The sequence below is a fragment of the Streptomyces sp. CG4 genome, assembly GCF_041080655.1.
GTDB lineage: Bacteria > Actinomycetota > Actinomycetes > Streptomycetales > Streptomycetaceae > Streptomyces.
Genome location: NZ_CP163525.1, coordinates 2,609,986 through 2,636,976 on the forward strand (window position 1 = coordinate 2,609,986; position 26,991 = coordinate 2,636,976).

The window sequence follows — 26,991 nt, forward strand, 5'->3', positions numbered from 1 at the left end:
CGGGAGATCGGAGCCGGGGTGGATCACGGGTGGAAACCTGCAGCGGCCCGCCTCCACCCACGGGTGTAGATCCCCCGGCTGCGGATACCGGGCAGGGACGGGGGCGGAGGCCGGTCGGGGCGAGGCCCCGATGACCACCGTCGGAAGACGACCAACCTTCGCCCTCCGCCCGCCACCAGCCCTCGCGCCCCCTGAGCACCGGCCCACCCCGCCTCGGGCAAGCTCCGTCGGCCCTGCCCCGACCGACGCCGCACGCGCACCCCGCCCCGGCCTCGGCCTCCATCGGCTTCGCCCCGCCTTGGGCAAGCCCCCGTCGGCCGAAGCCCGGCGCAGCGGCTACGCGTCGATGCGCGAGCGGTCCAGCGTCGCCGCCGAGCTGGAGATGAACTCCTTGCGGGGCGCCACGTCGTTGCCCATCAGCAGGTCGAAGACCTGTTCCGCAGCCTCCAGGTCGGAGAGGTTGATCCTGCGCAGCGTGCGATGACGCGGGTCCATCGTGGTCTCGGCCAGCTGGTCGGCGTCCATCTCACCGAGACCCTTGTAGCGCTGGATGGAGTCCTTGTACCGGATGCCCTTGCTCTGGAACTCCATGAGCTTGTCGCGCAGTTCGCGGTCCGAGTACGTGTAGACGTACTTGTCCTGGCCCTTCTTGGGCTGGATGATCTCGACGCGGTGCAGTGGCGGCACCGCGGCGAAGACCCGGCCGGCCTCGACCATCGGTCGCATGTAGCGCTGGAACAGCGTGAGCAGCAGGCAGCGGATGTGGGAGCCGTCCACATCGGCGTCGGTCATCATGATGATCTTGCCATAGCGGGCCTGGTCGATGTCGAAGGTGCGGCCCGAGCCCGCTCCTATGACCTGGATGATCGCGCCGCACTCGGCGTTCTTGAGCATGTCGGTCACCGAGGACCGCTGCACGTTGAGGATCTTGCCCCGGATCGGCAGCAGGGCCTGGAACTCGGAGTTCCGGGCCAGCTTGGCCGTACCGAGCGCGGAGTCGCCCTCGACGATGAACAGCTCGCTGCGGTCCACGTCGTCGCTGCGGCAGTCGGCGAGCTTGGCCGGCAGGGACGAGGACTCCAGGGCGGTCTTCCGGCGCTGGGCGTCCTTGTGCTGCCGGGCCGCGACGCGCGTACGGGCGGCGGCGACCACCTTCTCCATGACGACCCTGGCCTGCGCGGCGGCATCCCGCTTCGTGCTGGTCAGGAACGCCTTCAGCTCCTTGGTGACCACGTTGTTCACGATGCGGCGAGCCGCCGAGGTGCCCAGCACCTCCTTGGTCTGGCCCTCGAACTGCGGCTCGGCCAGGCGCACGGTCACGACGGCGGTGAGCCCCTCGAGGGCGTCGTCCTTGACGATGTTGTCCTCGGCCACCCGCAGCAGCTTCTTGGCGCGCAGCACATCGTTGAACACCCCCGTCAGGGACTGTTCGAAGCCGGAGACATGGGTGCCGCCCTTGGGCGTGGCGATGATGTTGACGAAGGACCGGATGGTGGTGTCGTACCCCGTGCCCCAGCGCATCGCGATGTCCACGCCCAGTTCACGGGTGACCTCGGTGGGGGTCATCTGGCCGTGCTCGTCCAGGACGGGGACGGTCTCCTTGAAGGTGCCCTTGCCCGAGAAGCGGACGACATCGCAGACCGGCTTGTCGCCCGCCAGGTACTCGCAGAACTCGCTGATGCCGCCGTCGAAGCGGAAGGACTCCTCGCCCTTGCTGCCGCCCTCGCCGAGGCCGAACTCGTCACGCACGACGATGGTCAGGCCCGGCACCAGGAAGGCGGTCTGCCGGGCGCGCTGGTGCAGGTTCTCCAGGGAGAGCTTGGCGTCCTTGAGGAAGATCTGCCGGTCCGCCCAGTACCGCACGCGCGTGCCGGTGCGGGTCTTGGGGATCTTCTTGGTCTTGCGCAGGCCGCTCTTGGCCTCGAACTTCGCGTCGGCCCCGTCGGCCGCGAAGGCGCCCGGCACACCGCGCCGGAAGCTGATGACGTGGGTCTGGCCGCCGCGGTCCACCTCGACGTCGAGACGGGCGGAGAGGGCGTTGACCACGGAGGCGCCAACGCCGTGCAGGCCGCCGGAGGCGGCGTACGAGCCACCACCGAACTTGCCGCCCGCGTGGAGCTTGGTCATGACGACCTCGACGCCGGACAGGCCGGTCCTGGGCTCGACGTCCACGGGGATGCCCCGGCCGTTGTCGCGCACCTCGACGGAGCCGTCGTCGTGGAGGATCACCTCGATGCGGTCGCAGACGCCCGCGAGGGCCTCGTCCACGGAGTTGTCGATGATCTCCCACAGGCAGTGCATCAGACCGCGGCTGTCGGTCGAGCCGATGTACATACCCGGGCGCTTGCGCACGGCCTCGAGGCCCTCGAGGACGAGCAGGTGCCGCGCGGTGTAGTTGGAACCGTCCCGGTCTGCTCCTGCCAGCAGCGCTGTGGACGGCACGGACGTATCGGCGGTCACGCGGTTCGCTCCTCGCTGAATTTCAGTTGGCCCCCTACTGGGTAAGGGGGCGGCTTCGGTCGCCGCTCAGAGGGTACCGAGGCCTGGTAGAGCCGGTGTAACGCCACCCTCGTCGAAAACTCAGACTAGTCCAGACTCGCATGCATGTTCGATCCCTCGATGGAGTGAAGTACATATCACGTTCCCTCGGAGGCATGAACCATTTAGGCTCCGGGCACGTCCTCATGAACAACAGGCAACCCGGCCTGGAGGACCCATGACACAACACCGCGCGAAACCGTAAGCACACAAGAGACGCACTACGGCACATTCGCCGCCAACCGGCAGCAAACAGCCGCCCCGGAAGAATTTTTCGAGGAAAAGCCACGAGCGGGAACGTTTTCGGGCTGGTTGGATGTTGACCCTGGTACGACAGCTCGTCGAGCTAGAGAAGAGGCGACGTGACTACTGTTCTGACCCCCGCGAGCCCGCTGACGGCCGCCGATCGCTGCGACCGCTGCGGCGCCCAGGCATACCTGCGCGTTGTGCTGCTCAGCGGCGGAGAACTGCTCTTCTGCGCCCACCACGGTCGCAAGTTCGAGCCGGAGCTCAAGAAGATCGCCGCTGAGATACAGGACGAGACGGAGCGGCTGACGACCGCTCCGGGCACCGTTTCCGAAGACGAACGCTGAATCTCGCACATACGACGAGCCAGCCCCGGCACAGGCCGGTGCACGGGCGGCCGCTCCTGTCCCAGGAGCGGCCGCCCGTGCTGTGTACCCCGAGTCGGACCCCGAGTCGGACCTCAGGAGTCCCTGTGGGGCCCCTACTGGCCCGCTGAGGCCGTGCCCAGGTCGCGTACGACCTCGGAGATGCGCGTGTACACGCCAGGGCTGCCTGCCTTGCCGCAGCCGCTTCCCCAGGACACGAGCCCGATCAGGCGTCCCGCCGCCACCAGCGGGCCGCCGCTGTCGCCCTGGCAGGCGTCCGGGCCACCCCGGGCCTCTCCGGCGCAGAGCATGCTGCCGGCCCGGTAGGCACCCCCGGGACCGCCCGGATAGGCGCGGGCACAGAGATCGTCAGCCAGCACGCGCAGGTGTGCGGCATGCAGCCCGCGCGGGTAGGCACCCTCGCCCGTGGTGTCCCCCCATCCGGAGACGAGGGCCTGTGTGCCCGGCGCGTAGGCCGGGTCGCCGGCGCCCGCCATGGAGACGACCGCGCTCTGCGGCAGCGGCTTGGCCAGCGTGAGTACGGCGAAGTCGCCGGTGTTGGTCGTGCTGTCGTACTTGGGATTGATCCGGGCATCGCGTACGGCGATCTCCTGGCCCTCGTTCGACAGCAGTTGGGTGCGGCCCGCTATGACCCGAAGGTCGCGTGCGCGGTTCGGGAGTGCCCCCAGGACGCCATCGGCGAGGCAGTGCGCCGCGGTGAGGACCGTGGTGCGGGCGACTGCCACGCCGCCGCAGAACTGGCCCGCCCGCGTACCCCCGAACCGGTCACGGCTGGACAGCGCGACCGTCCACGGGGCCTGGGAGATGTCTATCGGAAAGCCCCCGACCACGACGCTGTCGGCGGCCGCGGGGGCCGCGTGCGCCAGGGGTATGAAGGTCAGGGTGGCCGCCAGGGCGAGCGGCCGGATCAGTGCGCGGGCAACGGAACGGCGCATGCATACTCCTCACTCCGTGGTTCCACTGGGACACCCAGAGTCAGTCATGGCGGCTCCGCGCGCAGCACGAAGGCCCGGCTCCCGTGCGGGGGAACCGGGCCTTCGGTGTCGTACGACCGCGACCTAGTCGAGGTAGTCGCGCAGCACCTGGGAGCGCGACGGGTGGCGCAGCTTCGACATGGTCTTGGACTCGATCTGGCGGATGCGCTCACGCGTCACGCCGTACACCTTGCCGATCTCGTCGAGGGTCTTCGGCTGACCGTCGGTGAGACCGAACCGCATGGAGACGACACCGGCCTCGCGCTCGGACAGGGTGTCCAGAACCGAGTGCAGCTGCTCCTGCAGAAGCGTGAAGCTGACGGCGTCGGCGGGCACGACGGCCTCGGAGTCCTCGATGAGGTCACCGAACTCGCTGTCGCCGTCCTCACCCAGCGGGGTGTGCAGCGAGATGGGCTCGCGGCCGTACTTCTGGACCTCGATGACCTTCTCCGGGGTCATGTCGAGTTCCTTGGCCAGCTCCTCCGGGGTGGGCTCGCGGCCCAGGTCCTGGAGCATCTGGCGCTGTACGCGCGCGAGCTTGTTGATGACCTCGACCATGTGCACCGGGATACGGATGGTGCGGGCCTGGTCGGCCATGGCGCGGGTGATGGCCTGACGGATCCACCAGGTGGCGTACGTGGAGAACTTGTAGCCCTTGGTGTAGTCGAACTTCTCGACCGCGCGGATCAGACCGAGGTTGCCTTCCTGGATGAGGTCCAGGAAGAGCATGCCGCGGCCGGTGTAGCGCTTGGCCAGGGAGACCACCAGACGGAGGTTGGCCTCCAGGAGGTGGTTCTTGGCGCGGCGGCCGTCCTCGGCGATGATCTCCAGCTCGCGCTTGAGCTTGGGGGCGAGCTTGTCGGCGTTGGCCAGCTTGTCCTCGGCGAACAGACCGGCCTCGATGCGCTTGGCGAGCTCGACCTCCTGCTCGGCGTTGAGCAGGGGGACCTTGCCGATCTGCTTCAGGTAGTCCTTGACCGGGTCGGCGGTGGCGCCGGCCGCGGCGACCTGCTGCGCCGGCGCGTCGTCCTCGTCCTCGTCGGACAGGACGAAGCCCGCGCTCTCGGCGCCCTCGGGCTCCTCGGCGGCCTTGGTGTCCTCGAGCACCTCGTCCTCGAGAAGCTCGACGTCGTCCTTCTTGGCCGTGGTCTTCTTGGCGGCCGTCTTCTTCGCGACGGTCTTCTTGGCGACCGTCTTCTTGGCGGTCGCCTTCTTGGCGGCGGCCTTCTTGGCGGGTGCGGCTTCCTCGGCGGAATCGGCTGCGACCGAGGCAGCGGGCGCCGTGGGGGCGGCCGTGGTGGCGGTCGCCTTCCTGGTCGTCACCGTCTTCGCCGCGACCGTCTTGGTGGCGGTGCGCTTGGCCGGGCTCTTCGCTGCGACGCTCTTGCGGGTGCGCTTGGGCTCTGCGGCACTGACCATCAGCGTCACACCCTCTTCCTCAAGAATCTGGTTGAGGCTGCGCAGTACGTTCTTCCACTGAGTGGCCGGAATCTGGTCAGCTTCGAAGGCCCGACGCACATCGTCGCCGGCGATCTGCCCCTCAGCCTTTCCCCGCTCAATGAGCGCCATGACAGAGACGGACTCGGCGATCTCCGGCGGGAGCGTACGGGATGTGCTGGCCGACACGAACAACCTCTCGGAACGTTGGAAAACGGCTTCCGGCACCGTCCACTGCGGACAGGAGCCGACCACCGGCCTGGGGATGGGCCGACGGCGCGGGCGGGGGCCGGGAAGATGCACAGCGCCTGTCATGGCGTCCGTATTCCCTCCGCGACTGTCACCTCTTAGGTCATCGCGCTGTTTCCACGAGTGTTACGCCCAATCTGCGTGGCCCGAGTCACACCCCGTAAGCGGTCAAAAGCATTCAGACATGGACAGGCAAGATCACCGACGCCGTCATGCCCGGTCACACACCTGGCCCGCGGCGGCCCGTCGCACCGCCGGACCCCGCCGGACCGCACAGGTCCGGCGGGGTCCGGCAGGGTCCGGCGACGGCCGGCAAGTCCCCCGCACCGCCACGAGCACCACGAGGACGCCGCACACCGGCGACCGCACCGCCTCGGCCGCGGGGGTCAGTGCTCGCGCGGGGCGGGCACCACGCGCTCGACCTCGGGGTGGACCGTGAGCAGTTGACGCATGGCCGCCTCGGCCGCCGTGCCGTCGCCGGTGCCGAGCGCGTCGACGATCCGCGCGTGCTGCGCGAGCGACGTGTCGTTCGCCCGGTCGCACCCCGTGACGGGGCCGCCGGAGACCTGGAGGGCCGCCGAGACGATCCCGGAGAGGTGCTCCAGCATGCGGTTGCCGGCGGTCTGGATGAGCAGCGCGTGGAACTCGCCGTCGGCGCGCGAGTACGTCAGCGCGTCGCCCTGAGCCATGGCGTGGCTCATGATCTCGACCATGTCACAGAGGCGCTGCTGCACCTCCTCCCGGCCGTGACCGGCGGCGAGGCGGGCGGCGAGCGGCTCGATCGTCCAGCGCAGCTCGCTCAGCTCGCGGCGCTGGTCGTCGCGCTGGGGCCCGAAGGCCCGCCACTCGATGATGTCGGGGTCGAGCAGGTTCCAGTCGCTGACGGGACGCACGCGCGTGCCGACGTTCGGGCGGGCGCTGACGAGGCCCTTGGCCTCGAGGACGCGGAGGGACTCGCGGACGACGGTGCGGGAGACCTCGAAGCGCTGGCCGATCTCCTCGGGCACCAGCGGACGGTCCGCGCCCAGGTCGCCGGAGACGATCATCTGTCCCAGCTGCTGAACGAGTTGGCCGTGCAGTCCACGGCCTCGGCTGCCCGCGGCGCGCCGGCCGACGCGGCCCAGGTCGGGGTCCGCGCCTTCCCAGGAGGGCGCTCCGACGCGATCAGCCACCTGGGGCTCCGCGTAGGGGTAGCGGTCGAGTTCGCCCGGGCCGGCCAGACCGGAGTCGGTGGAGCGGGCGGCGGTCATCATGGTGTGCGCAAGGGTACTCACGGATCCTTTGTCGGCGTCGCCTCCAACTCCCTTGAGGTCTTTGGTGAAAAGCACACGAAAGGGTGATCGCTCACCCCGTCGCAATTGACGCCTTATCGGAAAGAAATGGGCTTTCCGACAGGGAGTTGTGAGCATGGCGAGACCGGAAGTGCACGCTTGCCCCGTCACCGGAACCGGCTGCGCAGCGACGTGACGAGATACGTGCACAGCAGTGCCGACAGCGCCAACACCAGTGCGCCGCCCACAGGTTGGGCGAGTACACGCGCCACCCCGAGCAGATAGCGCTCACCTCCGAAGGGCCACTGCGGCAGGAGCACCTCCCGCATCCGCACCGGGAATCCGGCGGCCATGCGCCGTGCCGGCCCGTGCATCGCCTCGTGCACGAGGGGCACGACGACCACGGGTACGGCGAGTACGGCGGCCAAGCCGCCCGTGGTGGACCGGAACACACCGGCCGCGAGCACACCGGCCCAGGCGCAGCCGACGACGAGACCGAACCAACTGACGCTCAGCGAAAGCCAGTCCGCGGGAACTTGTGCGAGCTCCCGTCCGTAGACGACGTAGAGCACTTCGGCGTCGCAGCCCATGGTGGCGAAGGCCAGCAGCACCGCGGTGACTCCGGAGACGAGCAGTTTCGCGGTGAGCAGCCCCAGCCGGCGGGGCACGGTGCCGCGGTCCACCGCGAGGGCGGGGTGGCGGAACTCGTCCCCGAAGGCCAGCGCCCCGAGCAGTCCCGCGGCAAGCGCCGCGGGCGGCAGCGGCAGCTCCCGCGGCCACGCGGCGAACAGCCGCTCCTGCGGGGTGCGCCCGAGCCGGGCGAGCAGTACGGCGGTGAGCGCGGACACCACCAGTACGGCACCGCAGGTGAGGAAGCCGACGCCGATGCCGGTGGCGCGCCGGATCTCGTAGCGCAGAGGGCGGAGGGGGGTGGGGGCGGGGCGGACGGAGATGGGGGGCGGGAGGGGGGACAGGGCGTCGAGGGAACGGACGCCGGTGGAGCAGGCGGCGCGGGTGGTCTGCGGTTGACGGGTGCCGGGGTTCCTGGCGCCGGGGAGCCGGGCGCGGAGGGCGGAGATGCCCGCGACCGGGGTGTTCGTGGGGCCGCTCTGCGGTTCCTTGGCGGCCGGTGCCGCATGGTGTGCGGCGTTCGCGGTGGCCGTCGCCTCGGCGGTCCGGCCGTCGGCTGCTGCGGCTGCTGGGGCTGCTGGGGCGGGCATCGCTTCGACGGCTCCGCCGGGGGCGTCCTCGTGGTCGGGCTCGACGCCGTGTGCCGTGCTGTCGGCGCCTCGGGCCGCATCTTCCTGCGAGGCGTCTTCGGACGGGGCGTGCGGGGTGGTCTCCGTGTGTTCGGCCTCCGGCCGGGGGTTGGGCGCCTCGCCAGGTGACGGCTTATCACCGCCGACGGCCTGCGGCCGCTCCGCTGCCGGCGATTCTCCCGCCGGCGGCTCTTCGTCCACAGGCACGCTGGACGCGCCTCTCTGGGGCGCAGAGGCGTCCTCTACGGCGCTCTCGCGGTCCGCCGCCGAGAAGCCGAACGGCATGGCGCGCCGTTCTCTGGCCGAGGGATGCGGCACCGTGCCGCCCGTCACTCCTGACGGCCGGTCGGAAGCTGCGGCGGCCTGCTCCGACGCGCCGTTCTCCGCCGCCGACATGCCGAGCGCCGAGGCGCCGGCAGCCTCCGTCACCGCCCCACCGAGCCCTGCGGCACCGCGCTCCCCCGGGGACAGGCCGCGCGTGGTCCTCCGGGGCTCCGTCGGTGGCAAGCCGCGCATGATCGTCCGGGGCTCCGCCTGCGGCAAGCCGCCTGGCGTCGTCTCCGGCTCCATCGCCGACAGACCACGCGCCATCGTCTCCGACTGCATCGCCGACAGACCGTGCGCGCCTCCCTCCGGCTCCGCCACCGGCAGACCGCGCGCCGTCGCCCGGGACTCTGCGGCCGGCAAGGCGCGCACGGTCGTCTCCGGCTCCGCTGCCGACAGCCCCTGCACCACCGCCTCCGACTCCCCCACCGGCAGACCATGCGCCGTCGTCTCGGGCTCCATCGCCGACAGGCCACGGACCGCCGGCTCCTCGACCGGCCGACCGTGCACCGGCAGCTCCGGCTCGTCCACCGGCAGGCCACGCACCGTCGCCTCGGGCGCCGTCGTCGGCACGTCGTGCACGGTCGGCCGCGGCTCCGTCGGTGATGAGCCGGGGGCGAGATGGTCGCGTTCCGTTGCCGGCTCGTGCCGCTTCTCTGCGCTTCTCGTCCTCGGCGAGGCACCATAGGGGCCGGTCTCGGCTCCCGGGCCCATGTCTCCGATTTCGTCCGCGAGTTGGTGGACGAGGATGCCGTGACGGAATGCGGTCTCGCCGATGTCGGCGGTCGTGGAGCCGTACACCGAGAGGCGGTTGCCGCCTTCCTGTACGACCTCGACGGAGCGGCGTGCGGTGCGGGCCTCTTTGGTGAGCACGGCCGCGAGGCGCGCCGCGTGCGGGCTGCGGACGGCCACCCGCGGGCGCAGCCGGGTGCGGGCGAAGTCCCTGCCCGACTGGTCGGCCACGAGTCTGCCACGGTCGAGGGTGACGACCCGGTCGGCGGTGCGCGCGGCCTCCTTGGGGTCGGCGGTGGCGCAGAGCACCGTGCCGCCCTGGTCGGCGTGGGCCCGGAGCATGCCGTGGAGCCACTGTGCCTCGCGGGGGGAGAGGCCGTCGGCGGGTTCGTCCAGGACGAGTGTGTGCGGGTCGGACAGCAGGGCGCAGGCGAGGCCGAGTCTGCGGTCCATTCCGCGCGAGAGCGCGCCGAGGCGCTCCTCGCGGAGGCTGACGAGGCCGACCACTTCGAGGACCTCGTCGGCCCGGCGCGCGGGAACTCCCGAGGCCGCGCACAACATGCGCAGGTGGCCGCGGACCGAGCGGGCCGGATGCCCGGGTACGTCGCCGAGGAGTACGCCGACCTCGCGCGACGGATGGGCGATCCGGTGCAGAGGCCGCCCTCTGAAGTAGGTGATGCCGCGCCCCTGTTGAAGTTCGAGCATCAGTCTGAGCGCCGTCGTCTTGCCCGCGCCGGCGCCTCCGAGGAGCACGGTGACATGTCCCGCGTGCGCTTCGAACGAGACGTCGTCGACGGCGGGCCGGTTCGCCTTGCGGGGATTGCTGGTCAGTCCGAAGGCCTGGATCACCTGCAGCAAGATAGCGTGCAATGTCCAGTTTTTCTGGTATATCCCGATCTATTGCCGTGTGTGATGCGGGCAGCGTGATACGCGTCGACGGTTCGAAGGTCCCCGGTCGGGCGGGTGCGATCGGCCCAACCTGACCGTCCCGGGCGCCCGGCCGTCCGCGTTTCTCAGACCTCGGGGCGCAGCATCGGGGGGTTGAGCAGAGTGGCACCGCCGGCCCGGAAAAGCTGCGCCGGCCGGCCGCCCTGGCGCGTGGTCGTCCCTCCGGTGGGCACGAGGAATCCGGGGGTCCCGGTGACCTTGCGGTGGAAGTTCCGCGGGTCGAGGGCCACTCCCCACACCGCCTCGTACACCCGGCGCAGCTCGCCGACGGTGAACTCGCTCGGGCAGAACGCGGTGGCGAGCGACGAGTACTCGATCTTCGATCGGGCCCGCTCCACGCCGTCGGCGAGGATCTGGGCGTGGTCGAAGGCGAGCGGCGCCACGGGCTCGCCGTCGCGGCCGTAACCGCCCTGCTGGAGCAGTTCCTCGACCGGCGCCCAGCGCGCGTTGCTGGCATCGCCTCCCGCGCGCGGGGCGGGCAGGTCGGGCGCGAGCGCGAGGTGTGCGACGCTCACGACGCGCATGCGCGGGTCCCGCTTGGGGTCTCCGTAGGTGGCGAGCTGTTCGAGATGGGCGCCGTTGTCCTGGGCGGGGGCCGAGGGGTCGTGTGTGCACAGCCCGGTCTCCTCGGCCAGCTCGCGCGCCGCCGCCTGAGTGAGGTCCTCGTCGTCCCGTACGAAACCGCCGGGCAGCGCCCAGCGCCCTTGGAACGGGGGCTCGCCCCTGCGGATCGCCAGCGCGCACAGGGCATGGCGGCGCACGGTCAGCACGACCAGGTCCACGGTGACGGCGAAGGGCGGAAAGGCTGACGGGTCGTAGGGCATGCGGCGATCATAGTCGTCTGCCTGACGATAAACACTCCCCTCGTCGGGCGCATCGGTAGTGGTTCCGCTTCGTTCGGCTACGGGGCGCAGGATCGGCTCCCGTTCTTCGTTCCGGTGGCGTCGTACGAGGTCAGACTCCCAGTTGCAGGCCGTCCGCCGCCTCCTCGACCATGGCGAGGCCCAGCCGGCTGACGCGCACCGAGAACGGGGCGCCGGCAACGCGCAGCCCGGTCAGGACGAGTTCGCCGAGCGGTGCGCTGCGCACCGGGCACAGGGTGACCGTACCGGCGGGGGTGTCGGGGCGGATGCCTGCGAGTGCGGTGAGCATCGTGATCGCGGAGGCCGCCGCGACGGCTGCCGGCCGGCAGGCCGCGGGGTGCGGGAGGGGAGCGCTCCCGCTGAAGCGCTGTTCACCGGCGAACATGTCCGGCAGCCGGTGGCCGAAGTGTTCCGCCGCGTCCAGCAGTCCTCTCAGCAGGCCGCTCGCCTCCTTCTCATAGCCGGCGGCGGCCAGTCCGGCGACGGCGAGTGCGGTGTCGTGGACCCGGACGGCTCCGGTCCGGTGGCCGAACGGGTTGTGTCCCGCTTCCTTGGCGCCGAGTCCCCGCAGTCCCCAGCCCGCGTCCATGGCGGGGGTGCCGAGCAGTCTGGCGAGGTTATCGGTCTGTACGGGATCGAGCAGGCCGGGGGCGAGCCGACCGGAGCCCAGCAGGCCGGTGTCGAGGAGGTGGACGACGGTGGAGCCCAGGTGCGGCACGGGTCGGCCGTCCGGGGCCAGGGCCGCGGCCGGGCGTCCGCCGCCGCGGTCCTCGACCCAGAAGTCGGCTCGGAACGCCGCCCGCAGGGCCTGGGCCCACTCCCGTAACTCGATGGCGCCGGGCCGGTCGAAGGCGTCGAGGAGATCGGCGCCGAGCAGGGCCGCCCGATAGGCGTGGGCCTGTGTGTCGCAGCGGGCCGGGCCGCCGGGCTGGGGGTCGGGGAGGTAGGGGCCGGCACCGGCGGTGGTCCGCAGCCAGGTGAGACAGCGTTCCGCGGCGGGCAGCAGCTCTCTCGTCTCCTGCTCGGGAAGTCCCCAGCGGCGGGCCTCGGCGAGCAGGACGGGGAAGAGCAGGGTGGCTTCCGTGCCCGTGCAGGCAGGCGGGAGGAACGGGCCGGCGTCGCGTCGCGGCCCGGGGATCAGGCCGGCCTGCGGGTTGCGGTCCGGGAGCTGGGTGCGGACCAGGGTGCGCAGGGTGCCCGCGGCCAGCCGGGTGCCGAGCGGCAGGGTCATGCGGGCTGCGGCCAGGGCCTCGGCGGGGGCCAGTCCGCAGCGCCAGGGCGCGCCCGCGGCGAGGTGGATGCCGGCGGGGTGGGCGGCGTCGCGCAGGAGCAGCGCCTGGAGGTCGGCGATCGCCGCGTCCAGCAGCGAGGTCACCCGGGAGTCGTCGCCGGTCGCCCGGGCTGGGGCGAGCGGGCTGGTGGTGGCATGACCCGCGGGCCGCAGCGGCCCCGCGCCGTCGAGCCGCACCCGGAGTTCGACGGTTGCCGTGGCGCCGGGCGGCAGGTCCAGTTCCCACCGGAGCAGTCCGGCCGACGCGAGGGCGTCGGCGGGCGGCGGGTCGGCGATGACGGAGGCGGCGGCTCCGGCCGTGGCCCAGCGCAGGCCCGAGTCATGGACGGTGGCGGGGAGTTCGGGGCCTGCCCGGCCGGAGGCGATGACGGCGAGTTCGGCGAGGTCCGTACCGAGGGCCACCTCGACGGGCAGCCTCAGCGGGCGGGCGGCGGCGTTGCGCAGGGTGATCCGTTCGGTTCCGTCGGCGCGGCGGGTCCGCTCGACCACGACATCCGGATCGGGGCCCGCCGACGGGGAGACCCTCAGCGTTCCCACGAAACGGGCGCTGTCGGCGCCCGTCATCCTGGCCTGCACGGCCAGCGGTTCTCGGCCGGCCACGCGGATCCGACACCGTGCGAGCAGGCGCCTGCCACCCCGGTAGAACCCGTCCAGTCCGCGGCCGGTCAGCTGTCCCTCTCCGGAGATGGCGAGGCCCGGCAGGGCGACACAGACCAGGACGGCGTGCGTGGGCGGCAGCTCGGGGGCCGGGCGGACGGCCTGCGGTGTGCGTACCGGCGTGGCTGCGGCGGGCCTGCGGCCGCGCCCCGGCGGCGCCGATGGCCAGGCGCGGCCCACCGCGGGGTTCGGCTCGCGGACCGTGAGCGAGGGCGGAATCTCGATGGTCTGCCGTGCGGTGACGGCGGCACCGTCCGACGGGAACCACTCGCGTCTGTCCCAGGGCGGACGTTCGTCTTCGGGGGCGTAGGAGGGAGTCGGCTGTTGGTGCATGGGGTGGCTTCCTCCGCGCTCGGTGCGCCTCGGACCTGCTGGGCGGCCGGCGGGACGCCCTGGGGGGGATGAGTCGTACGGCGGCAGGGCCTGTCCGGGCGTTCCGCCACTCAGGTGAACGGAGCGGGACTCGTCCGGGTCACGGCTCGGCTCGGGGAAGCCGATCGGAGGGCGGCGGGACGGCAGGGTGGCGCCGCCGCTCGAGTCGCGCGTGAGCCGGTGCCACCAACGGGCGCGCGGCGGGCCGGGGAATCGGCTCCGAGCGGTCGGACAGGTCCGGTGGGACAGGCGGCGGCCCAGCCAGGTGCGGGCGCTCACCTGTCCGCCTCGGGCTTGCCGTCGTCGCTCCCCGGCAGAGCCGTCCTGGTCGTGGTGTCGGGCGCCTCGGTCGTACGTGTACGTGTGCCGCCCGGGCTTCGGCTGCCGGGGCGCGTGGCTTCGGCCGGGGACGGAGCGGGGTGGGAGCCGGCCGGCCTGCGCCGTCCCCCCGTGGTGCCCACCGCGCGTGGGGTGTCGCAGCCGTCCGCCGATCGCGCTCGGCGCCGTCGGCGGGTGCTCGTCCCTCGGCGGGCTTCGGCGCCCTCGTCGCCCGTGTCCGTGCGCCCACTCGGTCCGTGCGGCGCCGCGCTTTCGGGCGCCGGGAGCACGGCCCGAGCCGTTTGCTCCTCGGTGTGCCGCTGCGCGCCGGTCTCCTCGCGCGTACGCCCCGCTCGGTCGGTGCGGTGCGCGCGCAGGCAGCGGCGGATCGCTTCCGGGTCGATTCCTTCGTTGCAGGCCTGGTGCAGCAACCGGGCGAACAGATAGTCGGGATCCGCGCCGAGCGCCATGGCCAGCGCCTCGCGGGCCTCCAGCTCGTCACCTGTCGACCAGGCGACCCAGCCGGCCAGGGTCAGTGGGGCCGCGGCGTGTTCGCCGTAGGGGCCGACGCAGCGGCGGGCCAGGGCGCGCCAGAGCCGGAGGGCCCCTGCGGCCTCGTCGCCCTCCATCCAGGTGGCCGCACGGTCGCGGGTCGTGCGGTCCTGGAGTCCGAGGATCAGCGCCGCCGCCTCGTCGTGTGCGAGCAGGTCGTCGTCGCGCTTGTCCGCCGGGTGCGTGCCCGGCGCCGGTGCCGCGGCGGCGAAGCGGTGGATGATCCGCTCGGCGAGGCCCAGGGTCTCCTCCGCCACCTGGGCGCGGGACGCGTCGTCGAGCATGCGGGGCACCAGGGTCATGCCGGCCGTGTCCAGGGCGATCTCCTGTTCCAGGGCCGCGGTCGTCTCCCAGGGCTGCAGCCTGGCCCGCAACTCCCGCAGCGTGCCGCGCACTTGGACGCCGGCGTAGGTGGCCGCGGCGGCCAGCACGGAGGTGCCGGGAAGGCCCATCGGAGTGCCGTCCTCGGGGCAGCATCCCTCGGTCGGGCAGCAGTACGACCAGAAGCGGCCGTCGGAGATGCACAGGGCCTCGACGACCGGTACGTCGAGGTCGCCGCACTGGGTGCGCAGCAGGTGGGCCAGGCGCGCCAGCCGTCGTTTGACGTCGTGGCCGGACTCTCCCGGGGACGGCTCCTGGCAGACGTAGGCCACCATCTGCTCGGGCCGGGCGCCGCGCCGCTCGCTGCCGTTCACCAGGCCGTGGGCCAGCTGGCGGGCGGCCGCCTCCCAGTCCTCCTCGTGCGCGGGGATGCCGAGCCGGGCCCGGCCGCCGAACCTGCCCTGGCCTTCACGGTCGTGCAGAGCCACCAGCACCATGCTGTCCTCGGGGCGGTAGCCGAGGACGTAGGGCAGGGCGTCGGCCAGTTCGGCGGGGGTGCGCAGGGTGACCTCGGTGTCGTGCGCGGGCGGGCCGGTGAACGGCCGCTGTCCCGGGATGTCGCTGCTCTCGAACGGTCCGGTCGTTTCGCTGTGATTCGTCATGCGCCGACGATCTCGCGGATCTTGGCCCTCCGCTTGAGCCTGTGGACAAGTCGAATCAGGGACACGACAAGCCCGATCCGGGTTGTCCACAGGCGCGGCCGGGGCCCGCCCGATTGTCGGTCCCGTCGTGTTTCATCGGACGCATGGATCGCACGAGTTGTATCGCAGAAGCAGCGGCGGGCGACGACACCGGCGCGCGTCGCCCGCACCACCGTGAGGACTGCTACCGCTCGGGGGCTTCCCCGACCGCGACGTACACCCAGCCGCCGTAGCGGGACAGCATGCGGTGGCGGGCGGCTCCCTCCTGGATCGGCTCCCACGGATGCCGCTGGACCATGCTGGTGTCGCCGCCGAACGGGGCGATCATCGGGCCCAGCATGGGGATGAGCCGGTCCGGCCACCAGCGCGGCAGCCGGTAGTCCAGCACCACCCAGCGCCCGCCGGGGCCGAGCGCCTCGTAGCCGCGCTCGACGACCTTGGCGTACTCGCCGATGAGGGTCAGGGAGAAGCAGGCGATGATCCCGCGCACGTCCTCCGGGTACTGATAAGTCGTCAGATCACCCTGTACCAGCTCGACTTGGGACAGTCCGGCACGCCGTACCCGGTCCTCGGCCTGTTCCAGCATGGCGTCGGTGAGGTCCACGCCGATCACCCGGCCGGTCGGGCCCACGGCCTCGGCGAGCAGCGGAAGGTTGTGGCCGGTGCCGCAGCCGGCGTCGACCACCGTGTCGCCGGGGCGCAGGGCGAGTTGCTCCAGGGCCAGGTGCTTGTAGGCCATGGTGCGCTGGCCGATGAGGTAAAGACGATTGGAGGTGACGTCGTATCGCTTGGCTCGCTTGCGGTAGACCGCGACCATGCGCTCGGACTCGGTGGTCATGGGCGTTCCTCGGGGAGGTGGGCCGGTCCGGCGGGACCGGAGAGCGGGACGGTCGGGGACGGCGCGTTCCTCGGGCCGCGCAACACCGAGGCCAGCACCCTCGGTTGGAGCACGACCTGGGGCGGGGCCAGCAGATGGGTCATGTCGAACAGGGCCGTGGCCACGGTCCGGTCGGTGGTCGCCACCTTCAGCAGCCGGTCGGTGTAGCGCTTGCCGAGCCGTGCGGCGAGCGGCAGCGGGCCGTCGGCGGCCCCCGGGTAGGCCAGGTCGGCGTTGCCCGAGAGCATCCACGCGGCATCCACGCAGCGGGCGATCCGCTTGCGCAGCGGGCCGGCGAAGCCGGCCGGGATCCGGCCGGTGCCCTGGGTCCCAGCCTGTTCCAGGGCCCGGTGCAGCACGAGCGCGCTCATGCCGGCGACGGAGATGCCCTGCCCGTAGGCCGGGTTGAAGGCGCCGACGGCGTCACCGAGGACGAGGAAGCGGTCGGGCCAGCGTGTGAGCCGCTCGTAGTGGCGCCGGCGGTTCTCCGTACGGCCCGATCCGTAGACCTCGCCGAGGGGCTTGGCGTCGCGGATCGCCTCGTACAGGACGGTGCTGCGCAGGCTCTTGGCGAAGTCGACGAAGCCCGCGTGGTCGAGCGGCGGACGCTCGCCGCCGAGCCCGGCCACGGAGACCATCCAGCGGTCGTTCTCGATGGGGTTGAGGATGCCCGAGCGGGGCTCCTCCGGCGTGGACTGGAGCAGGATGCACTTCCAGTCGGCGGTGTGTCCCGGCGGGCGTTCGAAGACGCAGGTGGCGTAGGCGCAGCCGGCGTCCACGACGGTCTCCTCGGGGACCGGGTAGCCGAGCCCCTCCAGCCAGGCAGGGGCGCGGGAGCCGCGGCCGGTGGCGTCCACGACGAGGTCGGCCTCCAGCCGGTACGGCTCGCCCCAGCCGGTGCGCGCCGCGGAGTCCCGCTCGCGCAGCAGCACGCCGCGGACGGTGTCGCGGCCCGGTCCGGCGACGAGGCCGACCGCCTCCGTCTCCTCGCGTGTCTCCACGCCGGGCAGGTCCCGCAGCCGACGGCGGACGGCCCAGTCGAGCAGGTCGCGCGAGCCGGACAGCACCACGTGCGGGCCGGTGAAGCGGTCCACCCAGCCGCCCGCCACCATGAGCAGCATGTCCTGCGGCATCCGGACCTCGACCATGCCGAGGTCCCGCAGATCGTCGAGCAGGCCGGGGAAGAGCCGTTCGAGGGAGCGCTGGCCCGCGCCCAGCAGGTTGTGGGTGTGGCGGGCCTGGGGCACGCCGCGGCGCCAGCGCGGCTCGTCGGGGTAGCGGTCGCGCTCCACGAGCGTGACCCGGTCCACGTGCGGGGCCAGCGCGGCCGCCGCGCAGAGTCCGGCGAGGCTGCCGCCCAGCACCACGGCGTGGCTGCCGCCCTGTGGGCGGGAGCTGCGGTCGGTCATGTCCTGCCCCTCCTCTCAGTGTTCGCGGGCGGGGCGCCGGCGGCCGAGCCACTCGTGGGCGGCGGCGTACCAGCTGGGGGCGGTGCGGTGGACGTTGAGGGAGTGGGCGGCGTCGGGGACGACGAACGCCTCCAGGTCGGTGGTGCCGGTGTAGAACTTCCGCTCGTACGCGACGACGGACGCGGCGTCCTCGGTGGAGACGTCCCCGCCGCCGAAGAGGCGGTCCTCCCGGCCGACGACCAGCAGGACGGGCACCCGTACCTGGGCAGCCGTCTCGGGCTGGTAGATGGCGTCCAGGGTGAAGCCCTCGCCGGCGGTCACCGTCGACTTGGTGTCCTCGTGGTAGGCGGACAGGTCGGGGTCCATGCCGGCCGGGCACTCGTACAGGGCGGCGCGGCGGCCGGGCCGGGTGGTCAGGTAGTTCTCCGGCGGGTTCGCCGGGGCGAGCACCGGGTCCTCGGCGGCCGGATACAGCGCCGGTACGGCCTCCGGGTAGAGCGGGCCGACGGCGTGCAGCAGTCCGGTGACGACCAGGGCGTCGAGGTCGCCATGGCGGGCCGCCTCGATCAGGGCGATGCCGGAGCCCAGGGAGTGCCCGACGGCGACCACGTGGCGGAAGGCGGGGACGCCGGGGGTGCCCCGGCGCAGCGCGGTCACCACCTGGTGCACGGCCTCGACGTTGCTCTCGACCGTGACCTGGTCGGCGGGCGGATGCTCACTGGTGCCGGTGCCGGGGCGGTCGAGGGCGAGGACGGCGTAGCCCTCGCCGACCGCGTGCCGGGTGTAGTCGAGGGCGCCCGGGGCGGTCCAGTAGCGGCGGTCGTAGGTGAGCCCCGGCAGCAGCAGCTGCACCGTGTCGGGCGGGTCACCGGCGGGGAGGAACAGCTGCGCGCCGAGCCGCCAGGTGGTGTCGGGGGCGTGCGGAGGGGTCACGTCGAAGCTGACGGAGCTCATACGAATTGCGCCCTTCTGCTGTGCTGGATTGGCTGCTCTGGTGTGCGGGATCGGCTGCCTGGACGGCATCACAGGACGGTGACGTCCGGCTCTCCGGACGGGGTGCCGTCGGCCTCCATCTGCTCGGCGATCTTCATGGCTTCCTCGATGAGGGTCTCGACGATCCTGGACTCGGGGACGGTCTTGATGACCTCGCCCTTGACGAAGATCTGGCCCTTGCCGTTGCCGGAGGCGACACCGAGGTCGGCCTCCCGGGCCTCGCCCGGACCGTTGACCACACAGCCCATGACGGCGACGCGCAGCGGCACCTCCATGCCGTCGAGTCCGGCGAGCACCTGGTCGGCGAGCTTGTAGACGTCGACCTGGGCGCGGCCGCAGGACGGGCAGGAGACGATCTCCAGGCGGCGCTGTCGGAGGTTCAGCGACTCCAGGATCTGGGTGCCGACCTTGACCTCCTCCACGGGCGGGGCCGACAGCGACACCCGGATGGTGTCCCCGATGCCCTGGCTGAGCAGCGCGCCGAAGGCGACCGCCGACTTGACCGTGCCCTGGAAGGCGGGACCGGCCTCGGTCACCCCGAGGTGGAGGGGGTAGTCGCAGCGGGCGGCGAGCTGCCGGTAGGCCTCGACCATGACGACGGGGTCGTTGTGCTTCACCGAGAGCTTGATGTCCCGGAAGCCGTGCTCCTCGAAGAGCGAGCACTCCCACAGGGCCGACTCCACCAGTGCCTCGGGGGTGGCCTTGCCGTACTTCTTCAGGAGCCGCTGGTCCAGGGAGCCGGCGTTGACGCCGATCCGGATGGGCACGCCCGCGTCGCCGGCGGCCTTCGCGATCTCCTTGACCTTGTCGTCGAAGCGTTTGATGTTGCCGGGGTTGACCCGGACGGCCGCGCAGCCGGCGTCGATGGCGGCGAAGACGTACTTGGGCTGGAAGTGGATGTCGGCGATCACCGGGATCTTCGACTTCTTCGCGATCTGCGGCAGCGCGTCGGCGTCGTCCTGCGAGGGGCAGGCGACGCGGACGATCTGGCAGCCGGACGCGGTGAGCTCCGCGATCTGCCGGAGCGTGGCGTCCACGTCGGCGGTGAGGGTCGTGGTCATGGACTGCACGGACACGGGGGCGTCCCCGCCGACCGCCACGGAGCCCACCAGGATCTGCCGCGAGGGGCGGCGGGGGGCGAGCCGGGCGGGTACGGCGGGCATGCCGAGTGCGACAGGCGAGGTCATCACACCGCTCCCTTCAGGGTGGGCCGTCCAGTGGTCTCGTTCACGGACCGCGCGGTGGCATCGGCCACCGACTGCGCGGTGGCATCGGCCACCGACTGCGCGGTGGTACTGGCCGCCGCCCGTCCGGGGGCCTCGGTCACCGGCCGTCCAGGGGTATCGGCCGCCGGCTGTCCGGGGGCATCGGCCGCCGTCCGTCCGATGACCCCCGCCACCGCTTCCGCGGCCTGTTCGGCAATCCGGTCGGCGGTGAGACCGCACTCCTCCAGGAGTGCGGCGCGCGAGGCGTGCTCCAGGAACCCGGTGGGCACGCCGAGCGTTGTCAGTGCGCGGGGTACGGCGCGGGCCTCGCGCAGGGCCGCTGCCAGGTTGTCGCCCACGCCACCGGCGCGCAGACCGTCCTCGGCCGTCACGACGGCGTCGAAGCGGCCGGCCAGGTCCACCAGCGCCCGCGGCACGGGCTTCACCCAGCCGGGGTCGACCACGGTGCAGCCGATACCCCGTGCGACGAGTTGCCGGGCCGCGGCCACACAGGCGCCGCCCAGGGCGCCCACCGCGACCAGCAGGACGTCTTCGCCGGCGCGGGCCAGGACGTCGATCGGGGTGGTGCCGTCCGGCCCGGCGATCCGTTCCTGCGCGGGCAGGTCCGGTGGCAGGGAGCCCTTGGGGTAGCGCAGCAGGGTCGGGCCGTCCTCGGTGCCGAGTGCCTCGTCCAGTTGGCGGCGCAGGGTGGCCCGGTCGCGGGGGGCGGCGATCCGCAGGCCCGGCACGGCCTGGAGCACGGCCAGGTCCCAGATCCCGTTGTGGGACGCCCCGTCGTCGCCGGTGATCCCGGCCCGGTCGAGGACGAAGGTCACCGGGAGCCGGTGCAGGGCCACGTCCATCAGCACCTGGTCGAACGCCCGGTTCAGGAAGGTCGCATAGACGCACACCACCGGGTGCAGGCCGCCCATGGCCATGCCGGCCGCGCAGGTCACCGCGTGCTGTTCGGCAATGCCGACGTCCATCACCCGTGCGGGCAGCGCGCGTTGCAGGGGCGCCAGGCCGGCGGGCTCCAGCATCGCGGCGGTCAGCGCGACGACGTCGGGCCGCCGTTCGGCCTGGGCGAGGAGTTCCTCGCCGAAGGCCGTCGTCCAGCTCGGCCCGCCGCCCGTCTGCGGCTTGCCGGATGCGGCGCGTACGGCGTGGAAGCGGTCGCGGGTGTCCGCCTCGGCGGGCGCGTACCCGCGGCCCTTCTCGGTGATGCAGTGCACCACCACCGAGCCGCCGAAGGCCTGGGCGCGGCGCAGCGCCGCCTCGACGGCCTCGCGATCGTGGCCGTCGACGGGTCCGAGGTACTTCAGGCCGAGGTCCTCGTAGAGCGCCTGCGGGGTGAGGAAGTCCTTCAGGCCCTTCTTCGCCCCGTGCAGGGCGCGGTAGACGGTGTCGCCGACGGCGGGCACGCCCTGGATGGTGTGTTTGGCGCGCTCCAGGAACTCCTCGTATCCGCGCGTGGTCCGCAGCGCCGCGAGGTGCTGGGCGAGTCCGCCGACGGTCGGGGCGTAGGAGCGGCCGTTGTCGTTGATGACGACGACCAGCGGACGGCCGGGCGCGGCCGCGATGTTGTTGAGGGCCTCCCAGGACATGCCGCCGGTCAGCGCGCCGTCGCCGATCACGGCGACCACATGGCCGGGCTCGCCGCGCGACTGGCGGGCGTGGGCCAGTCCGTCGGCGTAGGACAGGGCGGTGGAGGCGTGCGAGTTCTCCACCAGGTCGTGCTCGGACTCGGCCCGGCAGGGATAGCCGGACATGCCGCCGCGGGTGCGCAGCGTGGCGAAGTCCGCGGCCCGGCCGGTGAGCAGCTTGTGCACGTACGCCTGATGTCCGGTGTCCCAGACGACGCTGTCGCGCGGGGAGTCGAAGACGCGGTGCAGGGCGATGGTCAGCTCGACCACGCCCAGGTTGGGGCCGAGGTGACCGCCGTTGCGGGTCACCCGGTCGATGAGCAGTTCCCTGATCTCGGCGGCGAGCCGGTCCAGGTCCGGGGGCCGCAGGCCGCGCAGGTCGGCCGGACCCTTGATGCGTTCCAGCAGTTCCACGGTCAGCTCCTCGCTGCGACGGGCCGGTCCGCACGGGCGGTACGGCCGTCCACCCGGTCTGTACGGCTGTCCACCACGCCGGTGTGGCCGTCCATCGCTTCGGTACGGGTGTCCGCCGTGGCCTGGCGGAAGGACACTGCCGTCTCCGGCCGCAGATCCAGGTCGGGGCCTGTGACCAGGGCGTCGACGGCGATCAGCACGTTGTAGTGATTGGGGAAGTGGCAGGAGTCGAAGCCGAGCACGGTGCCCACGAGGCGGCCGTCGGCCCACAGTTCGTCGCCCCGGTCGATCACCCCGGCGCCCTGGATCTCGGCAAAGCCGAGGAAGCCGACCCGGTCGATGCGGGCTCCGGGCGCGCTGCCGGCCTGGTCGGTGGTGACCAGCTCGTGCACTTCGCCGACCCGGACGCAGCGGCTGGTGAACTCCTCCAGCCGCATGCCCCGGTCCTCGCGGCGGTGGGTCAGCACCTTCACGACCGTGGCGGGCACGGTGCGCTTGGCGCCGTCCTCGTGCGGGTTCACCGGACGGCTCCTTCCGCGCGGTAGACGGTGTCCACGAGTTCGAGGGCGGCCAGTCCGTCGCGGGAGGCGTCGTGTCCCGCGCGCAGCCGGGCGTCGAAGTCGGTGAGCACGCCGACGTACTCGTGCCAGAGCGAGCCCTTGAACTCCGGGTGTCCGGCGAGCATGTCGGCGAACAGGAGGGTGCCGTCGGCGAGTTCGACGCTGACGTCCTTGACCTCGCCGTCGTAGGACCAGTCGAGTTCGACCCGGGCGGTGACGCCGCGCGTCGAGCGCAGGTCGACGACGGCCTGGCGGTCGGTGCCCAGCGCGTCGCGGACGACGTCGACCTTGGTCGGTTCGACGTCGCCGAGGAACAGTCGTACCAGGTCGAAGGCGTTGGGGCCGTTGTCGGCGACGCAGCCGCCGCCGCAGCGCTCCGCGTCGAGGTACCAGCGGTCGCCGCCCGCGTGGTCCTCGATGCGTTCGAGGTAGCGGACGGTGAGGGAACGCACCGGGGCCTTTGCGGCGGAGACCTCGTCCAGCAGGCGCAGGACGGCGGAGTTGTAGCGGCGGTGGAAGGAGGTGAAGAGGGTGACGTCCTCCCGCCGGGCCAGTCCGGCGAGGGCGCGGCCGTGCTCGACCCGGGTGGCGAGCGGCTTCTCCACGCAGACCGCGACGCCCGCGGCGAGGGCGTCCGCGCACACGGTGGCGTGCGCGTCGTTGGGGACGTTCACGACGACCGCGTCCACGGCGGCGTCGGCCAGCAGTTCGGCATGGCGGGTGTAGCACTTGGCGACGCCCTGGAACGGCTTCAGGGCATCGGGCCGCAGATCGCACACCGCGGCGAGGTCGAGGCCGGGCAGCCGGTCGAAGGCGGCGACGTAGAACTTCGAGATGACGCCGAGGCCGATGAGGCCGATGCGGGTCCGCTCCGCGGTGAGCCGGGTCATCGGGCACCTGCCGGGGGAAGGGTGCCGGGCACGGGCGCCTGGCCGGGCTCGGGGAACGTGAGGTCCAACTCCGCGGCCAGAGCGGTCAGTTCGGCGTGGCGTTCGGCGGACAGCGGGACGCCGTGTGCCCTGCGGTGCGCGGCGGTCAGTTCCTCGGGGCGGCCGGGGTAGCTCACCGGGTGGGCGGGGTCGCGGGGCGGGCAGTCAAGGAGTGCGCCGAAGAGTCCGTCGGCCTCGGCACGGAAGTCCGGCCCGGAGCGGAGGGCGCCGGGCGCCAGGACGAGGGCGGTGAGGCCGATGTCGTCGTCCCGCCCGGTGGGCCGGCCGTCGCCGGTCAGCGCCTCCGGGGCGGGGCCGAGTCCGGCGCCGGGCACCAGCGCGGCCAGCACCTCGACCATCAGACCGAGTCCGTACCCCTTGAAGGCACCGGTGGCGGGGTCGCCGCCGAGCCAGCGCAGATAGCCCTCGCCGGTGTCCAGGGCCCCGGGATCGGTCACCGGGCGGCCCTCGGCGTCCTCCAGCCAGCCCTCCGGTATCGGCTCCCCGGCGCGGGCGGCGGCCCGTATCTTGCCGGTCGGCACCACCGTGGTGCTCATGTCGAGGACGTACGGCGGCCGGTCGCCGGCGGGCGCCGCGACGCTGAGCGGGTTGGTGCCGAGCATCGCGGCCGTGCCGCCCGGCGGGCGGGCGATGCGCTGGCGGCCGCAGTTGGAGGCGAGGACGGCCACCATGCCGCGTCGGGCGATCCGGGCCGTGTGGTGGCCGGCGCAACCGAAGTGGGTGGCGTTGCGCATGGTCACCAGGGCGACGCCGGTGCTCTCGGCGCGGTCGGCGGCCAGTTCCAGCGCCTCGGTCGCCGCCCACAGGCCGAGCGAGCGGCGGCCGTCGAGGAGGACCGCCGCACCGGTGTCGGTGATCTTCTCCGGCTCGGCGGCGGCGTCGATGCGGCCCTCGTCGAGGGCGGGCAGGTAGAGCCGGGTGAGGTTGGCGAGGCCGTGCGAGGTGAGTCCGGTGAGGTCGCCGTGGACGAGTGCCTCCGCGGCGGTGCGGGCCCGCCCCTCAGGCACCCCCCGGCCGGCGAAGACCTCGGCGGTGAAGGCCACGAGGGCGTCGTGGGAGACGGTCACCCCGTCGTGCGTCGGGGCATCGGTCGACTGGGTCACTGTCGGGTTCCTCCCGTGGCGGCGTGGTGCCGGGCGGCGAAGCGGACGAGGATGCCGCTCACCGCCCCGGCGAAGGCTTCGAGATCGGTCAGGTCGGCGTACTCCCCTGCCGCGTGCGCGTGGTTGCGGCCGAGGTCGCCGGGGCCGAGGATCGCGGTGCAGGCGCCGGGCAGGCCCGCCGCCCAGATCGCGTCGCAGGTGAACGCGGGCTCGTCGGCGGGCCATCGGGCCGCCCCGCTCCCCTGCTCCAGCAGGTCGGTGGCCCAGGGGTCGTCCCCGGGCGTGAGCGCGGGCAGACCGCGCTTGTGCCACTCGACGCGGGTGATCGCGGCGGCGTCCGCGGCGGTGCGGGCCAGGTCCCGGTGGGTGCGGAAGGTCTCGGTGAACTCCCGTATCCCGTCGGCGACTTCGTGCTCCAGGCGGTCGGCGAGGGCCCGGCCGGCGGCGGAGTCGGGGTAGGAGCAGTTGAGCAGCAGCCGGCCGGTCCCGTACACGCGGTTGTGCAGATGCCCGGTGTGCAGGCCGGCGACGCAGACCTGGCCGCCGCCCGCGTCCTCCGGGAGCCGGGCGGCGAGCCGCTGGGCGAGGTGGCCGAGCAGCACGGTCGCGTTGTGCCCGGCGGCGGGGCGGTCGTCGATGGCGTCGTCGCCGTCGACCCGGACGCAGGCGGTCATCGCGGCCGTGGAGCGCGGCAGCAGCCGCATCCCGGTGGGCTCGCAGAACAGGTTGAGCCTGCCGTACCAGCCGCGGCGGATCAGCGGTCGGGTGCCGAACACCCCCATGGCGCCGCCCTCCTCGCCGGACACGGCCTGGACGAGCACGCGGGTGCCGGCCGCCAGGCCGGGGGCGGCGTCGAGCGCGGCGCGCACCCCGGCCAGCAGGGCTACGGCGGGGCCCTTGGCGTCGATCGCGCCGCGCCCGGTGAAACGCTCGCCGTCGAATCCGACCGGTTCCAGACCCGCGACGGTGTCGAGGTGCACGTTGAACATCACCGTGTCCGCCTGCGGCAGTTCGGGACCGAGCGCCAGCACCAGGGAGGGCTGTACGGCCAGGAAGCCGGGGTCGTCCGCGACAGCCCGGCGTACGGCGGCCGGCACCTGTTCGTCCGTCAGCTCGACCGGGTCGGCGGCGGCGTGGTGCACGACCTCGAAGCCCAGCCGCCGCGCGGCGTCCGCGTAGGCCCGCTGGGCCTCCCACAGCCGGGGTTCGCCCTCGCCCTCCAGCGGGCCGGCGGTGGGCAGTTCCAGCAGGTGCAGGAGCAGTTCGTGCTCGGCACGGGTCAGCGACGTCATCGGGTGGCCTCCCGGTCCTCGGCCGTGAGGTCACCGGCCGCCGTGGCGGACAGCCCCGCCGCCAGGGCCTCCAGTGCGCGGCCGTACCGTACGAACTCCTCGACGCCGCCCCGGCCCGCGTCGGTACGGCCCTCGTGGGGGCGGACCGCGCGGTGGGGTTCGATGGTCCAGGTGCCGGTGTAGCCGTGGTCGAGCAGCAGCCGCAGACAGTCGGCGACCCGGCAACTCCCCTCGCCGGGCAGGGTGTAGACCGCCTCGCCGGCCTCGGCGCGGGCGTCCTTGATCTGTACGTGGTCCACCCGGTCGACGAGTTCGGTGAGCAGGCCGTAGGCCTCGTAGCCGTACACCACCCCGTTGCCGGTGTCGAACAGCAGGCGGAGCGCCGGGCTGTCGACCTCCGCGAGCAGGCGCAGCGCGCGGGCCGCGTCGGCGCCTGCCCAGCCCGCGCAGTTCTCGTGCAGCAGGACGAGCCCGGCGTCCTCGGCCTGCCGGGCCAGGCGCCGCATGCGGTCGATCGTCCGGCGGGCCCAGTCCGGTTCGTCGAGCGGGGCGTCGGGGTCGTTCGGGTACGACATCACGCGGACGTGCCGGGTGCCGAGGGCGGCGCACCGCGGGGCCAGGCGCTCCAGCTCGCCACGGTCCAGTTCGAAGTCACCGGTCACCGGGCGGGCCCAGTTGGCGATACGGGAGTCCACGCACACCACGTCCAGGCGCGCCTCGCGCAGGGCCTCGACGACATGGTCGAACGCGGCGTCGTCGAGGTCGGCGAGGGCCGTGCCGTCGACGTCGCGCAACTCGATCGCGGACCAGCCCAGCAGCCGGTGCGCCCGGATCTGACCGGCGAGGTCGGCGGCGGCCTCGTCACCGATACCGGCGTAGCGGACACCGGGCGGCGGCGAAAGCCGGGGCTCGGCCGCAGCGGACCGGGACTGCGATGGCGAAGCCAGAGGCTTGGCCGCAGCGGAGCCGGACCGCGCCGACGAAAGCGCAGACGCATCCCCGGCGGAGCCGGAGCGCGACGGCGAAAGCCGAGACACCTCCCCGGCGGAGCCGGACCGCGACGACGAAAGCCGAGACGCCTCCTGGGCAGAACCGGAGCCCGGTGG

The 26,991-nt window shown here is 72.8% G+C and carries 19 protein-coding genes; 1 reads left to right on the top strand and 18 read right to left on the bottom strand.

Annotated elements, in window-relative coordinates:
- Nucleotides 1–336: 336 nt before the first annotated feature.
- Nucleotides 337–2,460, bottom strand: coding sequence for a DNA topoisomerase IV subunit B (locus tag AB5L52_RS11860; protein ID WP_351016038.1), 2,124 nt, complete (start codon nucleotides 2,458–2,460; stop codon nucleotides 337–339).
- Nucleotides 2,461–2,900: 440 nt separating this feature from the next.
- Between AB5L52_RS11860 and AB5L52_RS11865 the strand changes: the two genes are divergently transcribed.
- Entirely contained in the window at nucleotides 2,901–3,131 is a 231-nt protein-coding gene (locus tag AB5L52_RS11865; protein WP_351016041.1) for a hypothetical protein, read from the top strand.
- Between the two features lie 134 nt (nucleotides 3,132–3,265).
- Here AB5L52_RS11865 and AB5L52_RS11870 read toward each other — a convergent pair whose 3' ends face one another.
- The 17 genes from AB5L52_RS11870 to AB5L52_RS11950 form a co-directional block, all read right to left on the bottom strand.
- Entirely contained in the window at nucleotides 3,266–4,105 is an 840-nt protein-coding gene (locus tag AB5L52_RS11870) for a serine protease (protein ID WP_351563996.1), read from the bottom strand.
- A 123-nt stretch (nucleotides 4,106–4,228) separates the two neighbouring features.
- The gene (locus AB5L52_RS11875) at nucleotides 4,229–5,770 is read right to left on the bottom strand and encodes an RNA polymerase sigma factor (protein ID WP_351016046.1); all 1,542 of its coding nucleotides are present in this window, start codon (nucleotides 5,768–5,770) and stop codon (nucleotides 4,229–4,231) included.
- Between the two features lie 446 nt (nucleotides 5,771–6,216).
- Entirely contained in the window at nucleotides 6,217–7,104 is an 888-nt protein-coding gene (locus tag AB5L52_RS11880) for a FadR/GntR family transcriptional regulator (RefSeq protein WP_351016049.1), read from the bottom strand.
- A gap of 164 nt (nucleotides 7,105–7,268) precedes the next feature.
- Nucleotides 7,269–10,265, bottom strand: coding sequence for an ATP-binding cassette domain-containing protein (locus tag AB5L52_RS11885; protein ID WP_369363863.1), 2,997 nt, complete (start codon nucleotides 10,263–10,265; stop codon nucleotides 7,269–7,271).
- A 164-nt stretch (nucleotides 10,266–10,429) separates the two neighbouring features.
- A complete protein-coding gene (locus AB5L52_RS11890) occupies nucleotides 10,430–11,188 on the bottom strand; it encodes an NUDIX hydrolase (protein WP_351016054.1) in 759 nt (252 codons plus the stop codon).
- 130 nt (nucleotides 11,189–11,318) lie between these two features.
- A complete protein-coding gene (locus AB5L52_RS11895; RefSeq protein WP_369363865.1) occupies nucleotides 11,319–13,508 on the bottom strand; it encodes a glycogen debranching N-terminal domain-containing protein in 2,190 nt (729 codons plus the stop codon).
- Between the two features lie 314 nt (nucleotides 13,509–13,822).
- Entirely contained in the window at nucleotides 13,823–15,400 is a 1,578-nt protein-coding gene (locus AB5L52_RS11900) for a DUF4192 domain-containing protein (RefSeq protein ID WP_369363867.1), read from the bottom strand.
- A gap of 223 nt (nucleotides 15,401–15,623) precedes the next feature.
- Nucleotides 15,624–16,277: a methyltransferase domain-containing protein gene (locus AB5L52_RS11905; RefSeq protein ID WP_351564003.1), complete on the bottom strand. Its 654-nt coding sequence runs from the start codon at nucleotides 16,275–16,277 to the stop codon at nucleotides 15,624–15,626.
- On the bottom strand, nucleotides 16,274–17,725 hold the full coding sequence (locus AB5L52_RS11910) for an NAD(P)/FAD-dependent oxidoreductase (RefSeq protein WP_369363869.1): 1,452 nt from the start codon (nucleotides 17,723–17,725) through the stop codon (nucleotides 16,274–16,276). Before AB5L52_RS11910 ends, AB5L52_RS11905 begins: the two co-directional genes overlap by 4 nt.
- A 15-nt stretch (nucleotides 17,726–17,740) precedes the next feature.
- A complete protein-coding gene (locus AB5L52_RS11915) occupies nucleotides 17,741–18,679 on the bottom strand; it encodes an alpha/beta hydrolase (protein WP_369363871.1) in 939 nt (312 codons plus the stop codon).
- A 68-nt stretch (nucleotides 18,680–18,747) separates the two neighbouring features.
- Nucleotides 18,748–19,905 carry a flavodoxin-dependent (E)-4-hydroxy-3-methylbut-2-enyl-diphosphate synthase gene (gene ispG / locus AB5L52_RS11920; RefSeq protein WP_351016072.1) on the bottom strand — a complete coding sequence of 386 codons (1,158 nt, stop codon included), beginning with the start codon at nucleotides 19,903–19,905 and terminating at the stop codon, nucleotides 18,748–18,750.
- Nucleotides 19,905–21,980: a 1-deoxy-D-xylulose-5-phosphate synthase gene (gene dxs, locus AB5L52_RS11925; protein WP_369363873.1), complete on the bottom strand. Its 2,076-nt coding sequence runs from the start codon at nucleotides 21,978–21,980 to the stop codon at nucleotides 19,905–19,907. The genes ispG and dxs overlap by 1 nt, the downstream gene beginning before the upstream one ends.
- A gap of 2 nt (nucleotides 21,981–21,982) precedes the next feature.
- Nucleotides 21,983–22,501 carry a hypothetical protein gene (locus AB5L52_RS11930; RefSeq protein ID WP_369363874.1) on the bottom strand — a complete coding sequence of 173 codons (519 nt, stop codon included), beginning with the start codon at nucleotides 22,499–22,501 and terminating at the stop codon, nucleotides 21,983–21,985.
- Nucleotides 22,498–23,430, bottom strand: coding sequence for a Gfo/Idh/MocA family protein (locus AB5L52_RS11935; RefSeq protein ID WP_369363876.1), 933 nt, complete (start codon nucleotides 23,428–23,430; stop codon nucleotides 22,498–22,500). Before AB5L52_RS11935 ends, AB5L52_RS11930 begins: the two co-directional genes overlap by 4 nt.
- Nucleotides 23,427–24,593 (bottom strand): Ldh family oxidoreductase, encoded by a 1,167-nt coding sequence (locus tag AB5L52_RS11940; RefSeq protein WP_369363877.1) that lies wholly within the window; start codon nucleotides 24,591–24,593, stop codon nucleotides 23,427–23,429. The genes AB5L52_RS11935 and AB5L52_RS11940 overlap by 4 nt, the downstream gene beginning before the upstream one ends.
- Nucleotides 24,590–25,885, bottom strand: a complete 1,296-nt coding sequence (locus tag AB5L52_RS11945) for a M20/M25/M40 family metallo-hydrolase (RefSeq protein WP_369363879.1) — start codon at nucleotides 25,883–25,885, stop codon at nucleotides 24,590–24,592. The genes AB5L52_RS11940 and AB5L52_RS11945 overlap by 4 nt, the downstream gene beginning before the upstream one ends.
- A complete protein-coding gene (locus AB5L52_RS11950) occupies nucleotides 25,882–26,922 on the bottom strand; it encodes a sugar phosphate isomerase/epimerase family protein (protein WP_369363881.1) in 1,041 nt (346 codons plus the stop codon). The genes AB5L52_RS11945 and AB5L52_RS11950 overlap by 4 nt, the downstream gene beginning before the upstream one ends.
- Nucleotides 26,923–26,991 lie beyond the last annotated feature (69 nt).